17 protein-coding genes are annotated in these 15,647 nt (G+C 36.2%); 7 read left to right on the top strand and 10 right to left on the bottom strand.

All coding sequences use genetic code 11. The features are described from left to right. Window positions 1-177 precede the first annotated feature (177 nt). Complete coding sequence (locus tag ACIQ2X_RS01090) at window positions 178-1,275, top strand: endonuclease (RefSeq protein ID WP_396177024.1); 1,098 nt, start codon at window positions 178-180, stop codon at window positions 1,273-1,275. A gap of 444 nt (window positions 1,276-1,719) precedes the next feature. On the opposite strand, the gene rho is transcribed toward ACIQ2X_RS01090, so the two are convergent. Then, entirely contained in the window at window positions 1,720-3,468 is a 1,749-nt protein-coding gene (gene rho, locus ACIQ2X_RS01085) for a transcription termination factor Rho (RefSeq protein ID WP_396177023.1), read from the bottom strand. A gap of 187 nt (window positions 3,469-3,655) precedes the next feature. Between rho and ACIQ2X_RS01080 the strand changes: the two genes are divergently transcribed. Next, on the top strand, window positions 3,656-4,075 hold the full coding sequence (locus ACIQ2X_RS01080; RefSeq protein WP_396177022.1) for a DUF4293 domain-containing protein: 420 nt from the start codon (window positions 3,656-3,658) through the stop codon (window positions 4,073-4,075). A gap of 274 nt (window positions 4,076-4,349) precedes the next feature. On the opposite strand, the gene smpB is transcribed toward ACIQ2X_RS01080, so the two are convergent. Then, entirely contained in the window at window positions 4,350-4,808 is a 459-nt protein-coding gene (gene smpB, locus ACIQ2X_RS01075) for an SsrA-binding protein SmpB (RefSeq protein WP_396177021.1), read from the bottom strand. 126 nt (window positions 4,809-4,934) lie between these two features. On the opposite strand from smpB, the gene ACIQ2X_RS01070 reads away from it, so the two are divergent. Next, window positions 4,935-5,171 carry a VF530 family DNA-binding protein gene (locus tag ACIQ2X_RS01070; protein ID WP_396177020.1) on the top strand — a complete coding sequence of 79 codons (237 nt, stop codon included), beginning with the start codon at window positions 4,935-4,937 and terminating at the stop codon, window positions 5,169-5,171. Between the two features lie 131 nt (window positions 5,172-5,302). On the opposite strand, the gene ACIQ2X_RS01065 is transcribed toward ACIQ2X_RS01070, so the two are convergent. The 8 genes from ACIQ2X_RS01065 to hpt all read right to left on the bottom strand — a co-directional run bounded on the left by ACIQ2X_RS01065 (window position 5,303) and on the right by hpt (window position 13,071). Then, on the bottom strand, window positions 5,303-6,841 hold the full coding sequence (locus tag ACIQ2X_RS01065; RefSeq protein WP_396177019.1) for a hypothetical protein: 1,539 nt from the start codon (window positions 6,839-6,841) through the stop codon (window positions 5,303-5,305). A gap of 10 nt (window positions 6,842-6,851) precedes the next feature. Beyond that, window positions 6,852-8,012, bottom strand: coding sequence for an ATP-binding cassette domain-containing protein (locus tag ACIQ2X_RS01060; protein ID WP_396177018.1), 1,161 nt, complete (start codon window positions 8,010-8,012; stop codon window positions 6,852-6,854). Between the two features lie 112 nt (window positions 8,013-8,124). Continuing rightward, window positions 8,125-8,526, bottom strand: coding sequence for a hypothetical protein (locus ACIQ2X_RS01055; protein ID WP_396177017.1), 402 nt, complete (start codon window positions 8,524-8,526; stop codon window positions 8,125-8,127). 67 nt (window positions 8,527-8,593) lie between these two features. Further along, window positions 8,594-9,442 carry an aldose 1-epimerase family protein gene (locus ACIQ2X_RS01050; protein WP_396177016.1) on the bottom strand — a complete coding sequence of 283 codons (849 nt, stop codon included), beginning with the start codon at window positions 9,440-9,442 and terminating at the stop codon, window positions 8,594-8,596. 57 nt (window positions 9,443-9,499) lie between these two features. After that, a complete protein-coding gene (gene obgE / locus ACIQ2X_RS01045; RefSeq protein WP_396177015.1) occupies window positions 9,500-10,507 on the bottom strand; it encodes a GTPase ObgE in 1,008 nt (335 codons plus the stop codon). A gap of 63 nt (window positions 10,508-10,570) precedes the next feature. Continuing rightward, window positions 10,571-11,794 carry a hemolysin family protein gene (locus ACIQ2X_RS01040; RefSeq protein ID WP_396177025.1) on the bottom strand — a complete coding sequence of 408 codons (1,224 nt, stop codon included), beginning with the start codon at window positions 11,792-11,794 and terminating at the stop codon, window positions 10,571-10,573. A gap of 102 nt (window positions 11,795-11,896) precedes the next feature. Beyond that, window positions 11,897-12,472 carry an adenylate kinase gene (locus ACIQ2X_RS01035; RefSeq protein ID WP_396177014.1) on the bottom strand — a complete coding sequence of 192 codons (576 nt, stop codon included), beginning with the start codon at window positions 12,470-12,472 and terminating at the stop codon, window positions 11,897-11,899. Between the two features lie 68 nt (window positions 12,473-12,540). After that, entirely contained in the window at window positions 12,541-13,071 is a 531-nt protein-coding gene (gene hpt / locus ACIQ2X_RS01030; protein ID WP_396177013.1) for a hypoxanthine phosphoribosyltransferase, read from the bottom strand. Window positions 13,072-13,168: 97 nt separating this feature from the next. On the opposite strand from hpt, the gene ACIQ2X_RS01025 reads away from it, so the two are divergent. Genes ACIQ2X_RS01025 through ACIQ2X_RS01010 form a run of 4 tightly spaced genes read left to right on the top strand, consistent with a single transcriptional unit; the run spans window position 13,169 to window position 15,580 of the window. Beyond that, window positions 13,169-13,711, top strand: a complete 543-nt coding sequence (locus tag ACIQ2X_RS01025) for a hypothetical protein (RefSeq protein ID WP_396177012.1) — start codon at window positions 13,169-13,171, stop codon at window positions 13,709-13,711. Between the two features lie 44 nt (window positions 13,712-13,755). Then, the gene (locus ACIQ2X_RS01020; protein WP_396177011.1) at window positions 13,756-14,013 is read left to right on the top strand and encodes a DUF6364 family protein; all 258 of its coding nucleotides are present in this window, start codon (window positions 13,756-13,758) and stop codon (window positions 14,011-14,013) included. Continuing rightward, entirely contained in the window at window positions 14,010-14,423 is a 414-nt protein-coding gene (locus ACIQ2X_RS01015) for a type II toxin-antitoxin system VapC family toxin (RefSeq protein ID WP_396177010.1), read from the top strand. Before ACIQ2X_RS01020 ends, ACIQ2X_RS01015 begins: the two co-directional genes overlap by 4 nt. Before the next feature lie 2 nt (window positions 14,424-14,425). Then, window positions 14,426-15,580, top strand: a complete 1,155-nt coding sequence (locus ACIQ2X_RS01010; protein ID WP_396177009.1) for a 5-(carboxyamino)imidazole ribonucleotide synthase — start codon at window positions 14,426-14,428, stop codon at window positions 15,578-15,580. Window positions 15,581-15,647: the final 67 nt, after the last annotated feature.

Raw genomic sequence — 15,647 nt, 5'->3', positions numbered from 1 at the left:
AAGGTTTAACCAAATCAAAGTACAGCTCGTGATCTGGCTAGAATTTTTAATGTTTATTTTTACAAATGTATTTTTCAAAATAAATTTAAAAACTCAAAAAGTGAGTTTTTAAGGAGTGACTAAATAGGTTCAAGTTTATATAGAATAAGTTACTTTTGTAGTCTTTAAAAATTTGAAATGAAATTTAAAATTACACTACTTATTTTACTGAATTCGATTCTGTTTTTCGCCCAACAAGGCGCTCCGGCTTCGTACTACAACGGGTTTAATTGGAACCAGTCGGCAACGGCTTTAAAAAACGCTTTAAGTGCCAAAATCATATCGACACACACCAACATTTTGACCTATGCTCAAGCGGAAAATGCAATTCGTATCACCGATTTAGATCCAGAAGATTTTTCCAATACCAATTTACTCCTTGTTTATGGCTTCAGTCCCAACATTTGTCCGAGTTCGCAATTTGACGACAACGACCATAGAAGGAGAAATAAAAACGACGACGGTGGTGGTTCGCTTTGCGAATGGAACAGAGAGCATACCTACCCCCGCTCTTTAGGGACACCAAATTTAGAATTTTCCCCAGGGCCCAATGCCGATGTGCATCACTTGAGGGCGAGTGATGTCGAAAGAAATAGCGAACGCGGTAGCAAAAAATTCTTCGCAGGAACGGGAAGTTCCTACAGCTCAGGTAACAATTGGTATCCGGGAGACGAATGGAAAGGCGACATTGCTCGAATGATGATGTACATGTACTTGCGTTATGGCGACCAATGTTTGCCCAAAAATGTAACCAACGGCGTCTTGAATTTTTCTGATCCCAATATGGTAAATTTACTTTTGCAATGGAATGCCGAAGATCCCGTTTCGCAAATTGAAGATAACCGAAACACCTATTTAGGGAACACCGCCAACTTTTACGGTCAAGGAAATAGAAACCCGTTTATCGATAATCCGTATTTAGCAACGCTCATTTGGGGCGGACAAGTAGCCCAAAACCGCTGGCCAACCGTATTTCTGTCGGTACCCACTTTCGATTTAAATACCGAAGTTGTAGTCTATCCAAATCCTTCAAACAATCATAAAATAACTGTTGCGTCTGAAATTCCACTTGATGAAATACAATTGATCCATATAAATGGTCAAATTTTGCAACAAATAAAAAATCCCACTTCAAGTAACAACAGCCATTCCATCGAAAATATTCCACAAGGGTTTTACCTTTTACGCCTTTCGGCAAATGCCCAAACGGTGGTAAAAAAAGTGATTGTGAATTGAAGATAGGTTGTAGGTTATACGTTGTAAGTTGTAGGTTATGTGGTTATAGATTGTGAGGTTATAGTTTGCAAGACGTACCTCGATTGGGTAAAATTTTCAATTCAAATACTTGTAGGTTTACATATCTACTAAAAATTACACACAATTATAGATGAATTCCTCACAATTAATAATAACTGACCACAATCATTGATAATTCTTACATAAACATCATTGCATTTGCCATAATTATCATTGGATATGCCTCCGTCAACATTGACAATTCCAAATTTATTATTGAATGAGCCGTATTCAACATAGAATGTCTCCCATTTACATTTAATGGGCGGCGAGATTGGTAATTTTATCGCTGACCTTCCATGCAAAAGCTTCATTTGAAAACCAAAAAACGCCGATCTTGAAATCTCAAAATCGGCGTTTTTTCATTTATTATATCAGAATCTCTTATCCTTCCATTGAAATCAGGAATTCCTCGTTGTTTCTTGTCTTTTTGAATCGGTCGTTGATAAAATCCATTGATTCTACAGGATTCATATCCGACAAGTACTTTCGCATGATCCACATGCGTTGTAAAGTTTTTTCGTCCAATAATAAATCATCGCGACGCGTGCTGGATGAAGTCAAATCAATTGCAGGAAAAATACGTTTGTTGGCAATTTTTCGGTCCAATTGCAGTTCCATATTACCGGTTCCTTTAAATTCTTCAAAGATAACTTCGTCCATTTTGGAACCTGTTTCGGTCAAAGCGGTTGCAATAATACTCAGCGAACCACCATTTTCTACATTTCTGGCAGCACCAAAAAATCGTTTAGGTTTCTGCAACGCATTGGCATCTACTCCTCCGCTCAACACTTTTCCAGAAGCGGGTTGAACGGTATTGTAAGCCCGTGCCAAACGCGTAATGGAATCCAAAAGAATAACCACATCATGGCCGCATTCGACCAAACGCTTGGCTTTGTCCAATACGATGTTGGCAATTTTCACATGTTCTTGTGGTTCTCGGTCAAAAGTAGATGCTACAACCTCGCCTCGAACGCTTCGTTGCATATCGGTAACCTCCTCAGGACGCTCGTCTATAAGCAAAACGATTAGGTAAACTTCCGGATGATTGGCGGCAATTGCATTGGCAATATCTTTCAACAGCATGGTTTTTCCCGTCTTGGGTTGTGCAACGATCATACCCCGTTGTCCTTTTCCAATAGGCGAAAATAAATCAATAATTCGTGTAGAAATCGTACTTTCTTTTTCGGCCAATCTGAATTTTTCAGAAGGAAAAACTGGGGTTAAATGTTCGAAGGAAACACGATCGCGAACCACTTGTGGGTCGTGTCCGTTTATTTTCAATACACGAACAAGTGGAAAAAACTTTTCACCTTCTTTTGGCGGACGAACCACACCTTTAACCGTATCACCTGTTTTTAATCCAAATAGACGTACTTGAGAGTTGGATAAATAAATATCGTCGGGCGAAGCTAAATAATTGTAATCCGAAGACCTCAAAAATCCGTAACCATCAGGCATCATTTCTAAAACACCTTCACTTTCGATGATTCCATCAAATTCAAAATCGGCATCGCGAAAATTATTTTTTTTGTGTTTCTGGTTGGGATTTTGCGGAGCGTTTACGTTTCCGTTGGCATTTGGATTGGGATTTATTTTTGCATTTGGATTGACCTTTGCATTCGGATTTATTTTTTGCGGATGAACAGGCTTTTTAATCTTTTGCTCTTCCGTAGTGCTTTCTGCTTGGGGAATTTCAGTTGAAGCAACTGTAGTTCCAACCTCTTCGGCTGGCTTTCTTTCGGCAGCATTTTTTATTTTGCTTTCGTACTTGGCTTTATTGAACTTGATTACTTTTCGTTCAGGAGCTACTGCGGGAGTTTCAGTAGGAGTTTCTGTTATAGAAGCTTCCACAACAGCTGTTTCGGTAGTTGTAATCTCGGGCGAAAACAAATTGGCATCCGATGCTTCTTCTTGCTTTTTGTTTGGCAATATTCGGGCTCTTTTTGGCGCTGCATCGGCTTTGGGTTCTACGTTTTCAACTACATCTGAATCGTTTGATGCATTTTGTTTTTCTAATATTTGTTGAACGAGTAGCTCTTTTTTTACGCCTGCTGATTTGATTTTTGCCAACTTGGCGATCTCTTGAAGCTCAGCCAGCTTCATTTGTTTTAATGCAGAAAGTTCAAACATTTAGTTTATTTGAATTAATTGGTTCGGGAGTTGTTGTAGTAGATGTCGTTGTGCAAATTTATTTAGTTTGCAAACCCTAAAAGATGAAGTACTTATAGGTTTATACTGCAATATTACGAATAAATTTTTATGTTACAATAGTATTTTTAAAAAAGAAAATATATTTTTGCCTTAGAATCAAACAAAGATGTTACAAAGAATACAAACGATATATCTCATTCTTGCAGCAGTAGTAACTGGTATTTTGCCCTTTGTATTTCCACTTTGGAAAGTACAAATTGGCACAAATACTAACGAATTCTATTTCATGATGGATATGGGTTATGCCACTTTGTTCGCCTTGAGTACCACACTTTCAGTGGTAAGTATTATTAGTTTTAAAAAGAGACAAAATCAATTTGTTATGGGCAGATTGAACATCATATTGAATTTAATTTTACTAGGATTATTTGTGTATCGGTTACTAACATTATCTGGAGAAGCCATGGTTTCTGAGAAAGGTATTGGGATGTTTCTTCCAATTGTTGCTATCGTTTTTTTGGTCTTGGCCAATAAAGCCATCAAGAAGGATGAGGATCTCGTAAAATCTGTTGATCGGTTGCGATAAACCTTTAAACTTAGTTTATTAGTGCGAAGAAAAATCCTAACGAAAGTTGGGATTTTTTTTGTTTATAATCCTATCCGTTTTTCAAAAAGTTTGGTCGTTCCCTTACGGGTCGGAATTCGGTTCTCGCTTCCCGATTGTCCATCGGGAGAGCTCCTCCTGAAACTTCTGGACAAGCCCTAAAGCAACATCCTGCGGAGCCAGATCTTACGATTTTTTATCATGGATTACGGCTTGGGATTTCGACTTTGGAATTGCAGCACTACCCTAACAAAACTTATTTATAAATCTTCTTAATTCGATCCAGGTCGCGTTTGGTATCTTGCTCTTTGAGCGATTCGCGTTTGTCGTAGGTTTTTTTACCACGGGCGAGCGAAATTTCGAGTTTGGCCATGCCTTTTTCGTTGGTAAACAATTTCAGCGGAACAATTGTAAGTCCTTTAGTTTGGACACTTTTTGCCAAGGTTTTTAGCTCACGCTTGTTGAGTAGTAATTTGCGTTCACTTCGTGCTTTGTGGTTGAACTGGTTTCCAAAAGCATATTCTTCGATATACATATTGATTACGAAAAGTTCATTGGCTTCATTGAACTCACAAAAACTTTCGGTAATGTTTGCTTTTCCCAACCGGATGGATTTTATCTCGGTTCCCGTTAACACAATTCCAGCTGTGTATTTTTCGATGAGTTCAAAGTCAAATCGAGCGCGTTTATTTAATATATTTACTGTCTTTAGCATAGGATTGCAAATGTAGTGACATTCCGCTGAATGGTCAATATTTTTTGAATTTTGCTGTTCTTTTTTATTTTAATATTAACGATAATTGTGCATTTTTGCCAGACCAATTGTTTCAAATCAGGAATTATGGATCATTCTATTTCAAAAAACCCGCTTCACGGCATCACTTTACAAAAAATGTTGGAAGACTTAATTCAGTTTTATGGGTTTGACACCTTAGGCGAATTGATCAAAATAAACTGTTTTATTGACAATCCGAGTTTGAAATCGAGTCTCACTTTTTTGCGAAAAACGCCTTGGGCTCGTGCAAAAGTAGAGCAATTGTATTTGAAAACTTTGCCCAAAATTTCGGGAAGGTTATAGCTAAAAAACCAAAGTAGCATTTTACACTTTTGCATAAAGGATGGCTCCAAAGTTTAGGGAGGTATCCCCAATTTTTTATTGGGGATACATCAAACAACCCGACCCGTAGGGTAACGCCCAAAAATAGTAAATTATTCTTCTGGGATTCCGCGCCATTTTTTGATAATCTCAGAAAATGTGAACATAATCAGTACCACAATTGCTAAATTTATAAATACTAATAACATTCCATTTTCTTCGAACCAGTCGATTTTTGGAAATTCCTCGACCTTACTTTTTGTTTGAAAGTTATAACGATTGTTGTATCCCGAGTGTTTTTTTACAAGATACATCACTGTGGTATAAATCATAGGAAGAATACCTGGTAACAGCCACAGGATTTGATTGAGGGCAATTCCCGACCATTTCTTGCCTTTTTTCTGGATGCAAATAATTGAAAAATAAATGCAAAGCATTACAAAAAGCAATATGTTTAGTGCCGGAAAAGTCATTGGAAAATTAATAAGTAGGGTTCCAATACCCAAAATAATTTGCACGACACCTAATGAAATTAACGCAATGAGCCAACTTCGTGCTGCGGTAACTTTGAAGCTAAAAACCAATAGTGAAACACCGAAACTGAGATACAAAACGACCATTATGAAATCCCAATCGAGCAAAGGATTTTCCCAAGAAGCAGCGATGGTGGTGTAGTATTTGACCAATACTTGTTGGCTTACATAATATTTAGAATAATAATACATTTGGCCGTCCACTTTTTTTAAAGTTACGGAAGTGGTATCTGTTGCAAAATCTTGTTCTCCTGCAGCAGCTTCCACGGCATATTCGACTTCTGAATTTTCATATTCGTACTGCAATTCGCGTTCAGTAGTTCCGATATTTGTGTATTTTGTGAATTCGGGTTGGCTATAAACCAATTCCATCCAAGTTGCAGGAGTAATATTGGATTTTAACTGATGCGTATTGGAAATGGCAAAATAATCCTGAAAAATAGTCGCAATTTCCGCTTTTTTGTTTTCCTTCATCCAGCGTTGTACTTGCAATCGCATCAACGAATCTTGATAGGAATTAAAGAAGGGAAATGATTCCATATTTTTGTTCATCAATGATTTTAGCGCATACTTTTTTCCCTCAAAAGAAAAAGAATCACGCTCGAATCGTTGGTAATTTCCATTTACCATTGAATCGATCCAATTGCCTTCTTTATAACTTCCTTGCAAAAACACCGACGCTTTGCTGATGGTTTTGCAATGTTCCAAGGCAATTTCGCGGGGCATAGTATTTCTGGTTTGCAAATTTGCCCCAAAAATGGACGAAAGTGCATAGCTAAAATTGAGCAATCCAAAAAGTACAATTAAAAGCCATTCTTTAAACAAGCTGCTGTTTGATTTGGGATAAAAAGCTTTAAAGGCATTATTTCTAAAATACAGAAAACACCAAATGATAAAAACCAAGACTGAAATTAGTATGGCAAATAAATTAATGGTGGTTGCATTGCTTTCTTGATTGTAGTAACTGTGTGTTTGAACTGAACTTACAACAGCATTTTGATAACCAATGGCAAAAAATACGAAATGAATTACTAAAGCAATTAGTGCAAAAGGGATAATTTTAGTATTCCAAATCAGCGGATATTTATAAACAAATTGGTGATTGAATTTTTTGAACATAACAACTAATTTAGGAGATGAAAAAGCGACGCGTAGAGTTGGAAATATTTCTGAAATACTGAAGAGGTACGTTTTGAGTGGTAATCATTTGTAAAAAATGAGCGGGAGTCAGTTCCTCCGAACACGTTGCAATGTAAACCCCTCCATTGAACTGTAAATCAACCAAGTTGTCTCCAAACAACGGAATCAACTGGTTCTTAGTCCATTCGGTTTCAAACTCGTAGATGAAATGTTGTGGTTGGTTACCGCCATTTGCCGCTACTGCATCGTTGTGTAAATTTTTTTGCGCACCATTTTTTAAGAATATTACTTGATCAGAAGTTTTTTCGACTTCATAGAGTTGTTGCGAACTCAACACAATTCCGATAGGTCGAAAAGGCGATTTGGCAATGGCTTTAAAATCTTCTAAAATAGTTTGTTGGGCTAAGATATCTAAGTTGGCCAAAGGTTCGTCTATCAGCAGAATTTTTGGTTTCCGAAGCAGCATATGTGCCAGTTCCAAACGCATCTTGAATCCGGACGACAAATCTTTCCAACCATAATTGCGGAATTTTCGCAAGCCCAAACGCGCCATTATCAAATTGACAACCAACGGATTTTCTTGAGCTGTATAACCGTAACTTGCTGCTGTAAATTCTAAATTTGTAAACACAGAACCGTACCACGTTTGGGTACGCTGAGGAATATATACCAATTGGGTTCGCAAATCGTATGCATCGGTGTATTCAAAATGATACCTTAAATCGCCGGAAGTGACAAATAATTCGCCACAAAGCAAGCGTAACAAAGTGGTTTTACCATTACCATTTTCGCCTACTAGACCTAAAATTTCACCTTGATGTAAATTCAAATTCACTGGCCCGAGTGAAAATCGAGCGGATGGATAGGTTTTTTGAAGAAGTTTGGCGGAAACCAATAGTTGAGGATCGGCCTTTTCTTTCGCACTAAGTTCAAGGTAAAGTTCGTCAAGAAGTGTTTGAAATTTTTGCTTTTTCTCGGAGGTGTTTTCAGAGTGAACGTCCAGCCAGTCTAATAATTCATTGGTCTTTTGGTAAAAAACAATGGATTCTGTATCAAGCGTTAAATCAATCAATCGTTTGGTTAACACTACAAAATCGTCGTATTTTAGGTATTCAATAATTTGTTCAAACTGCTTTTCAAAAAGACCCATACATGTTAAATTTATTCAAATATAACAAAATAATAAGCAAAATAATGCAAAAAAAAATCCCGAACTCGTTTATGGAAACGAGCCGAGATTTCTCAAGGTGTGATTGAGTTAGTTATTGTACTGTTACGGTATGGTCAATAGTTGTGGTGTTTGAATCTTTAAACTTCAGGATGTAAACACCGGGAACGGTTTTTTGAAATATATAAATTCGTTTTTGAACCGTCTCTACTTCATCACATGAACAAGAGTCGTATGAATTGTTTACAGTGATTAGCTCAATCAACGGATCCGAGGTAAATTCTTTAAAAAAAGTGGTAAAGTCACCACAATTGGCTTTGGCTTTATACGACACTTCTAAATTAATGGGCACATTAACAGCAGTTGTTGTTGGGCCTGTAACTAAAGTTGTTGGAACACCGATTATTACGGGACAATTGCTAGTCGTATTGCTGCTAGGATCGCAACTGGCAAACAAAACAGTCGCTAGTGCGACAATTGAAATTTTCTTGAACATATTTGGTATTTTTATTGTTTAGATGAACTATTTTTGGAATGGTTGCTTTGGTAGTGAAAATTTTATTTTAAAAAATCTCAATGCTGTATTTTGATTGAAAAACTTCAGCTTGTGCTAAAGTTTGCATGCCTGCTTTATCCTTTAAAATTTGAGTGCTCGAAACCTCATCGGCATGACCAAACCAAGGCTCGATACAAATAAAGGGTGCATTAGTTTTAGTCCAAATTCCCAAATCAGGAAATTGTTCAAAATGTACTTTCAGATAATTTGCACCATTTTCCTGAATGGCAATGGATTGGATTTTGTGATTTCTAAAAACCAATGCATCTTTTTCAAAAAGTGAATAATGGAGTGGACATTTGTTATTTTCAGTTTCCAAAACCTGAGTATTTTGGCACAAGAGATTTTGTTCCAATAATGAAAAATAAAGATTTGTTTCGGGTTCAAAAACCAAAGAATAATTTTCAAAAGAATTAGGAAGTGCAAAACCAGGATGTCCTCCGAGTGAGAAATACAAATCACAATTGGACGTATTGTGTACTTCAAAACGCACTTCTAACGAATTTTGAACCAATACGTATACAATTTTCAATTCAAACTGAAAGGGGTAAACTTTTAGCGTTTCAGTGTCATCTTTTAGTGTAAATACTATTTTATCAGCTACATGTTCGGTGATTTCAAAGGTTTTTTCTCTTGCAAAACCGTGTCGAGGCAAATGATAAGGTTGCCCATTATGAAAATAGGTATCATCCTTTAATGTTCCAATTATAGGAAACAAAACCGGGGAATGTTTGCCCCAAATGGCTGGATTTGCTTGCCAAATATATTCTCTACTATTTGATTTAAGAGAAATCAACTCCGCACCAAGGGTACTAAAAGTTGCTTTTAGAAAATCATTTTGTATGGCTACGTTCATAAGATTAACATTCCAAAAAAAAACGGCATCAACGCCAATTTTTGTTAATTTGATAATTTACTCAGGGGTTCGATTTAACATTTCCCACAGTCTACCTTTTAGTTCTATCAATCCTTGTTGCGCAACCGAAGAAATAAACATATAGGGAATTTTAAGTTCATTATCCAGTTGCGTTTTGAGTTCGGCTTTTAGTTCGTCGTCGAGCATGTCGCACTTCGAGATGACCAACATCCGTTCTTTATCCAACATTTCTGGGTTGTACTTTGTGAGTTCGTTTACTAAAATATCGTATTCAGCCTTAATATTTTCGGTATCTACAGGAACTAAAAACAGCAAGGTTGAATTTCTCTCAATATGACGAAGAAAGTAATGTCCTAGCCCTTTTCCTTCGGCTGCACCTTCAATAATTCCAGGAATATCAGCAATTACAAAGGATTGATAATCCCGATAGGCTACAATCCCTAAATTGGGTTTAAGGGTCGTAAACGGATAATCGGCAATTTTAGGTTTTGCCGACGTTAGTACAGAAAGTAATGTTGATTTTCCAGCATTTGGAAAGCCAACTAAACCTACATCTGCTAAAACTTTCAATTCTAAAACAATGTCTTTTTCTTCAGACGGTAAACCCGGTTGTGCATAACGCGGCGTTTGATTGGTGGAACTTCTGAAGTGCCAATTGCCTAACCCTCCTTTACCACCTTGAGCGATGATTTTTTTCTCACCATCGGCGGTAATTTCGAACATAATTTCGTTCGTTTCTTTGTCACGAACTACGGTTCCCAATGGCACTTCGATAAATTTATCGTCGCCGTTGTGACCCGTACTTCGGTCGCCACCACCGTCTCCGCCATGTCCCGCTTTGATGTGACGTGCAAATTTCAAATGAAATAGTGTCCACAAACTTTTATTTCCAACCAAATAAACGTGTCCACCACGACCTCCATCGCCTCCATCGGGACCGCCTTTTTCGATAAATTTTTCGCGGTGCAAATGCGTTGAACCTTTTCCACCTTTACCGGAAGAAACATATATTTTTACGTAATCTACGAAGTTGCCTTCTGTCATCCTTTTTTGTTTAAAAGTTTAAAGTTTCAGTTTTTTGGCAAACGTGAAAATTTAAACAGATTTTTACTCTTTGAGTGATTTTACCATCACTTTATCAATCTTAACTCCATCCATATCAATCACTTCCAGCTCAAAATAGTTCCACGTTAATTTTTCTCCTTGTTTTGGAATTCGGGAAAGTTCGGTCATAATCAAGCCACTAACAGTGGTGACGTCGTAATCGTTTATCAGTTCGTCCAACTCAAAATAAGTTAAAAAGTCGTGTAACGAATAATGTCCGTCCACCAGCCACGAACCGTCCTCTCTTTCAATCAACTGAAAATCTTCTTTGTAAAAATCCGATGCGTTTCCTACAAGTGCTTCTAAAATATCATTCAAAGTTATGATTCCTTGAAAAACGCCGTATTCGTCCGAAACAAATGCATAATGAATTCCGCTTTGTTTGAATGTTTCCAAAGCTTTATAAGCGGTAGTTTGCTCCATCATAAAGGGTGCTTCGGTTACGATATCAGCAAGATTGAAAGAATTTGTAGTGATATTAGCAAAAATATTTTTCAAATTCACACAGCCTACAATATCGTCGTAATTTTTTCCATACACTGGATAAACCGAATGCAATTCTTGCAACATCAATTCGGTAACATGGGTTTTATCAGCTTCAAGAGGCAAAAAAACAACCGATTTTCGATGCGTCATTAACGAATTTACTTTTCTATCGCCAATATGAAAAACGCGTTCTACAATGTCTTGTTCAATTTCTTGGACTTCGCCGCCTTCGGTACCTTCTTTTATAATGGCTTTGATCTCCTCTTCGGTAACTTTCCCATCAGCAGAAGGCTTGATCATCAAGATTTTTAATAAAAACTCCGTTGAAATAGTTAAAAGCCAGATAAAAGGTGCCGTGATAACCGAAATGATTTTCATTGGAACCGCCACCGTTTTAGCGATTTTTTCAGGGTGATTTAAGCCAATTCGCTTAGGAACTAATTCTCCTAAAACCAAAGAGAAAAAAGTCAAAACCACTACCACCAAACCAACAGATATGGTATCTGAATAAGGCCTTAAAATTTCAAAAGTGTCTATGAAAGAATTTACATCGGAAGTAATTTTATCACCACTATAAATACCCGTCAGGATTCCGATTAAGGTAATTCCAATTTGTACAGTAGACAAAAATTTATTGGGCGAGTTGGCTAAGTCCAACGCCACTTTGGCGCTGTTATTTCCTTTTTTTGCAGCTGTTTCGAGCCTGTTCTTTCGAGCAGAAATTAAAGCAATTTCTGACATAGAAAAAACACCGTTCAAAATAATTAAGAAGAGAACAATGAGTATTTCCATTAGTACATTTAAGAAGGTAAAAAATCCAACGAGTTAGAATTCTACCAGTTTTTATTTCAAATTATTGATTACTTCACTTAAACGTTCGGTAATTTCATTGATTGAACCGATACCGTTTACGCTGTGAAATTTGTTTTGCGCTTTGTAGTAATCCATCAAAGGCGCTGTTTTTTCGTTGTATTCTTGGTAACGATTTCTAATTTTTTCTTCGTCTTGATCATCTGGTCTTCCCGATGTTTTGCCACGCTCCAACAACCTTTTTACCAAAATTTCATCCTCGGCTTCTAAAGCTACAGTTGCAGTAATTCGGTCGTTTTTTGACTCTAAAAATGCATCCAAAGCTTCTGCTTGCGAAATAGTTCTCGGAAATCCGTCGAATAAAAACCCGCTCGAATCTGGGTTATTGTTGCATTCGCTTTCCAACATTTGAATGGTTACCGCATCTGGAACAAGATCGCCTTTATCCATAAAGGTTTTGGCTAATTTTCCAAGTTCTGTATTTTCTTTGATGTTGTATCTAAAAATATCTCCGGTTGAAAGATGCGTCAGGTTGTATTTTGTTTTTAAAAATTCTGCTTGTGTGCCTTTTCCTGCTCCAGGTTTTCCGAATAAAACAATATTAATCATTGTGATGGTATGTTGTGTGTTGTTGTGTGTTGTTGTGTGTTGTTGTGTGTGTTGTTATGTGTAGTAAATTAGTCGGCCAATTGATATACTTCTGGCAAATTTCGGCCTAAACCGTCGTAATCCAATCCGAAACCGACGATGAATTTATTTGGAATTCGAATTCCAACATAATCTAATTTAATGTCTTTCTTGTATGCTTCAGGCTTGAAAAACAATGTTGCAATTTTAAAATGTTTTACGTTTTTAGTTTTCAATATATCTTTTAAAACCTCAATTGTGTTTCCAGTATCTACAATATCTTCAACAACAATAACTGTTTTTCCCGTCAAATCTTGGTTCAAACCAATTAATTCGTTTACTGTATTTGTAGTTTCCATTCCTTCATAAGAAGTCATTTTGACAAAATTAACTTCACACATACCTCTATAATGCTTCATCAAATCAGACAAAACCATAAAAGAGCCGTTTAAAACACCAATAAATATGGGTTGTTCGTCAAAAAAATCGTCGTCCATTTGTTTCGCCATATTTTTAATAGCGAAATCAATTTCCTCCGCGGATATAAAGGGAACAAAATGTTTATCGTGAAGTTGTATCATACAATAGTCTATTTTAAAATAAACGACAAATTTACAAAGTATTAGCTATTCAGACTAAAGTATTTTTATTTTTTTACAATTAAAGTATATTTACGTCGTGAAAACGGAATTAATAGAAAAATTAAATAACAGCAATGCCCACAGAAATAGCCGAATGGATGTGTGCGATTTTGCCATAAAAAATTCATTAGTAAACGAATTAATCCAAATTTCGTTTGATACTACTAACCACAATCATTTCAAAGCGTTTTGGGCACTGGAATTTGTTTGCGAAAAAAACCTCTGTTTATTTGCGAACGCCGTAGGCAATTTCTGTGAAATTTTAGATTCCGTAAAAAATGATTCTGCCGTTCGTTCTGCTACAAAAATTGGGATGTTTTTAGCAATCAGCAATCATACTAAAAAAGAAGTAATTTTAACCGAAATTCAGGAAAAGCAACTCATTGAAAGTTCCATTGACCGTTTGATTCAAAACGAAAAGGTGGCTTCAAAAGTTTATGCAATGAAAGCCTTGTTTATTTTAGGAAAAAAACACGGTTGGATTTACGACCAAATAAAACCCATTATTTCTCAAGATGCATTTAATCATTCTTATGCTTATCAAGCGAGTGCAAGAACTATTTTAAAACGATTGAAATAAAAAATTAATTTACTTTACGTACATTTGTAAAAACTATACGTACAATGAATACAAAACTCACATTATCGTTAGACAAAGAAATCATTGAGCAAGCAAAAATTTATGCCAAAGGAACAGGCAGAAGTTTAAGCGAAATGGTAGAAAGTTATTTTAGGAGTTTATCTAATCCCCAAAAAAAAAGCGAAGATGAAGATGACGCTCAAAAAAAGCTTAACAAAATTTCGGGAATTGTTAAACTTCCACCAGATTATAATGAAAAAGAAGCCATTTTAGATTATCTTGAAGAAAAGCATTTAAGATGAAAAATTTATTTTTAGACACTAATGTTTTGATGGATATTTTGGCAAACAGAATTCCATTTTATGAATCCTCTTCTAAAGTTTATAAACTTGGTTTAAATAAAAAATGTAACTTATTCACATCTTCAAATACAATAAATACATTGCATTATTTATTGAAAAAATTTATAGGTGAACAAGATATTAGAAAAGCGTTAGATGAAATTACTGACATCGTCTCTGTCATTCCAGTTAATCTGGATATGATTAAAAAAAGCCTCAAATCCAATCACAAAGATTTTGAAGATGCTATTCAGATTTATTCGGCTCAATCTATAAAAGGAATGGATTGCATCGTTACCCGAGATTTAAAAGATTACAAAAACAGTGAAATTCAAGTCTATACACCAGACCAATTTCTAAATCAAATATAAAAATGAACTATTTTTCTTCCGATTTCAAATTAGGAATTCTTGGCGGAGGCCAATTAGGCAAAATGCTTTTAAGCGAAACTCGAAAATTTGACATTCAAACGTATGTTCTAGATCCAAGTCCCGAAGCACCAAGTAGAATGGCTTGCAATCAGTTTTTTCAAGGCAGTTTGATGGATTATGATACGGTTTATAACTTCGGAAAACAAGTAGATGTACTGACTTTTGAAATTGAATTGGTCAATTTAGAAGCTTTGGAACAACTCGAAATGGAAGGAGTAAAAGTGTATCCTTCGCCAAAAACTCTGCGAGGCATTCAAAACAAAGGACGCCAAAAAGCATTTTACAGAGAAAACAACTTGCCGACTTCTGATTTTTCAACCTTTGCCTCCTTGAAAGAAATGATGGTTGCTTTTTTGGATGGAAAATTACACGTTCCTTTTGTTTGGAAATGTACCGAATTTGGATACGACGGCAATGGTGTGAAAATAATTCGACACGCAACCGATTTAGAAAACCTTCCCGATGTAGAATGTATCGCCGAAGAATTGGTGCCGTTTAAAAATGAATTGGCCGTCATCGTCGTTCGAAATCCAAAAGGCGAAATCAAAACCTATCCTGTTGTAGAAATGGAATTTCATCCCGAAGCCAACCAAGTAGAATATGTGATTTGTCCCGCTCGAATTGACGAAAAAGTCGCTTTGAAAGCAAGGGAAATCGCCTTAAAAGTTTCAGAAGCATTTGGTCACGTCGGGCTTTTGGCTGTTGAAATGTTCCAAACTGAAAACGATGAAATTTTGATCAATGAAGTGGCTCCAAGACCACATAATTCAGGACATTATTCCATTGAAGCCAGTTATACGTCGCAATTTGAAAATCATTTAAGAGCTATATTAAATTTACCTCTAGGAGCTACTGATAGTAAAATTAATGGAATTATGGTGAATTTGGTTGGCGAAGAAGGTTTTTCAGGCGATGTAATTTACGAAAATATTGAAACTATTTTAGGGATTCCAGGTGTGACGCCGCATATATATGGAAAACGCGAAACCAGACCTTTTAGAAAAATGGGTCACGTTACGATTGTAAATGCAGATATGAATGAAGCAAGAAAAGTGGCAGAGAAAGTGAAGAAATTGATTAGGGTGATTAGTTTTTAGTATTCAGATTTCAGTCGCAGTTAGCAGCGTATAAACAAATATATTTTTAACTAAATTTGTAAAAATT

It is taken from the genome of Flavobacterium sp., from assembly GCF_044368625.1.
In the GTDB taxonomy this organism is placed as follows: Bacteria; Bacteroidota; Bacteroidia; order Flavobacteriales; family Flavobacteriaceae; genus Flavobacterium.
This window is presented reverse-complemented; position numbering and strand designations above follow the sequence as displayed.